The organism is Halorubrum sp. SD612 (assembly GCF_002135005.1).
In genome coordinates this window covers 1-2,790 of the sequence record NZ_NEWI01000242.1, presented here as the reverse complement: position 1 = coordinate 2,790, position 2,790 = coordinate 1, and the positions used below count along the sequence as shown (strand labels likewise).

3 protein-coding genes and 1 pseudogene are annotated in these 2,790 nt (G+C 73.1%); 3 read left to right on the top strand and 1 reads right to left on the bottom strand.

The genetic code is table 11. The features are described 5' to 3' along the window. The 3 genes and pseudogenes from B9G38_RS15820 to B9G38_RS15810 form a co-directional block, all read left to right on the top strand. Positions 1-233 (top strand): annotated as a pseudogene (locus tag B9G38_RS15820) (NAD(P)-dependent alcohol dehydrogenase); the annotation flags it as partial. Between the two features lie 179 nt (positions 234-412). Further along, the gene (locus B9G38_RS15815; protein ID WP_086221011.1) at positions 413-895 is read left to right on the top strand and encodes a hypothetical protein; all 483 of its coding nucleotides are present in this window, start codon (positions 413-415) and stop codon (positions 893-895) included. Positions 896-917: 22 nt separating this feature from the next. Next, on the top strand, positions 918-2,096 hold the full coding sequence (locus B9G38_RS15810; protein ID WP_086221010.1) for a thiamine pyrophosphate-dependent enzyme: 1,179 nt from the start codon (positions 918-920) through the stop codon (positions 2,094-2,096). A 25-nt stretch (positions 2,097-2,121) separates the two neighbouring features. Here B9G38_RS15810 and B9G38_RS15805 read toward each other — a convergent pair. Continuing rightward, on the bottom strand, positions 2,122-2,790 hold a 669-nt coding region (locus B9G38_RS15805; RefSeq protein ID WP_143415532.1), incomplete at its 5' end, for an FAD-dependent oxidoreductase.

The window sequence follows — 2,790 nt, the reverse complement described above, 5'->3', positions numbered from 1 at the left end:
TCATCGGCTACGGCGGGCACGTCCACGAGCCGTCGCAGGCGCTGGTGAACGGCGAGTTCTCCTTCGTCGGCAACATCGTCGGGCGGTACGCGGAGCTTCAGGAGCTCGTCGCGCTCGTCGAGCAGGGAGATGTCGACCTCCACACCAGCCGGTACGACCTCGGCGAGATCAACGCGGTCGCCGAGAAGCTCGAACACCGCGAGATCGACGGCCGTGCCGTGATCACGCCCTGAAACCGGCTCCGACAGCCGGACCGCGCCGCGGCCCGCGGCCTGTTCTTCGTCCCGTGGGACGTCTCGGGACAGGCCCCGAGCGAAAGCGGGGCGTACCCGTTCGAGGTGACGACCACGGTCCGGTGACCGGCGACCGGACAACGGGAAGACATTTAGCCCGGCGCCCGGGGAAATACGACATGAAAACTGCCCTCCCCGCCGATTCCCGCTTCACCGCCGCTCGGTGGTGGTCGCTCTACGCCGGCGTGTACGCGCTCGGCTGCGCCGCCCTCACTGCGTCGCTGCTCGCCGACGTGCTCGGCCTGTTCGCCGACGTGGTCGGTCTCCCGCCCGCGGCCGGGATGCCGCTCCTCGCGACCCCGGCGCTCGTCGTCGGGACGCTCGTCTGGTGGGCCCTCGTCGAGCGGCCGGACGCGCCCACGTATCTCCGTGGGGCCGCCTTCGGGCTGCTCACCGCGCTCCTCACCGGCGCGCTCTGGACGGCGTGGTTCGTGGTCATCTGGGGACTCGAGATGCTCGCCGCCGGGCCCGTGCGGCTGCTGGTCGGGTTCGTACTCGGCGCGGTCGCCGTCGCCGGCGTCCTCGTCGGGCTCCCGATCACGTACCTCCGGCGACGGAGCCGGCGGGCGTCGGCGGCCGCCGCGACCGCTAACTCCTTGTGACTGCGGCGCACACTCGTTGCGCATGGACGAGAACGGCGTCGACGACGCCGGCGACGGCGCGACCGATCCGCTCGCCGACGAAGACGTCTATCGCGTGCTCGGGCCGGACGGGAGTCCCCTGCCCGACGCGACGGTGCCGGACCTCTCTGACGAGCGGTTCCGCGCTATCTACCGCGATCTGGTCGTCACGCGTCGGTTCGACGAGCGCGCCGTCAGCCTCCAGCGACAGGGCCGGATCGGGACGTACGCGCCCTGCGCGGGCCAAGAGGGGTCGGCCGTCGGGTCGACGCACGCGCTCGCGGACCGCGACCTGATAAGCTACCAGTACCGGGAGCACGGCGCGGCCGTCGTCCGCGACCTCCTCTCCGAGTACCTCCCCTACTGGATGGGCCACGAGGCCGGGACGGAAGCGATCGCTGACGGCAACGTCTTCCCGCTGAACATCGGCATCGCGGCCCACCTCCCGCACGCGGTCGGGGCCGCGTGGGCGTTCGCCCACCGCGACGAGGACCGCGTCGTCGCCTGCCACTTCGGCGACGGCGCGACCAGCGAGGGCGACTTCCACGAGGCGATGAACTTCGCCGGCGTCTTCGATACGCCGACGGTATTCTGCTGTCACAACAACGGGTGGGCGATCTCGGTCCCGAGGGGGAAACAGACCGCGAGCGACACCTTCGCCGGGAAGGCGACCGCGTACGGTTTCGACGGCGTCCGCGCCGACGGCATGGACCCGCTCGCCAGCTACGCGGTCACGCGGGAGGCTGCCGAGCGTGCCCGACGCGGCGGTGACGGCGACGGCGGCGACGAGGTGGGCGGCAACGGCACCGCGGACGACCCGCGTCCGGTCCTCATCGAGTTCGTCGAGTACCGGTTCGGCGCCCACACGACCGCCGACGACCCGACGGCCTATCGCGACGCCGACGACGTTGACCCGTGGCGCGCGCTCGACCCGCTCGGCCGCATGGAGACGTTCCTCCGCGAGACGGATCGCATCGACGACGATGGCGTCGCGGCGATCCGCGAGGAGGCGGACGACGTCGTCGCCGCGGCGATCGACGCGGCGGAGTCGGTTGAGGCCGACCCCGCCGCGATGTTCGACCACGCGTTCGCCGGGCTCTCGCCCGAGACCCGCCGTCAGCGCGACGACCTGCTCGCGGCCGTCGCGGAACGCGGCGAGGAGGCGTTCCTGCGAGAGGAGTGAGGGGGCCGCGAGGCGACCGGGCCGGCTACAGGTGCCCGCCCGCCGCGTTCGCCGCCTTCCGGCCGCTCTCTAGGGCGCCTTGGATCGACGACCACTCCGTGTAGTCGCCGGCGAGGACGACCGGGCCCTCGGGGTCGTCCGGCCTCGGGAGGTCGGCGTGGACGCCCGGCGGCTGCGCGAACTGCGCGAACCGGATCCGATGGACGTCGAGGGTCTCCAAGCCGCCAAAGTCGCGGTCGGGGAACCACGCGTCCAGCGCGTCCCGAACGTCGTCGCGGAGGTCGCGCTCGTCGCGGTCGAGCGACTCCTGCCCGAGGAACGTCGCCGCGAGGAGCGCGCGGTCGCCGGGCGCGTACTCGGGCGCGACCTCCGACATCGGGACCACCGCGTTCGGCGACTCGTCGGCTGCGTTGAGGAGGATCCGGCCGCCCGTCTCGAACGACTCGCCCGCGGGGAGCGCGAACCACCCGGTCACGTTCGGCACGCCCTCGGTCGGGACCGACTCGACGCCGGTGAGCCGCCGGGCCTCCGGCGGCGAGGTCGCGACGACGACCGCGTCCGTCTCGCGCGTCGTACCGTCCGCGAGTTCCACGGTCGCACCGTCCGCGTCCGCCGCCCCGGTTCGGAAGGGGATCCGGCCCCCTCCGGCGAGCCGGACCGCCCCACCGTCCCCGCCCGGCTCGCGCCCGCCCCC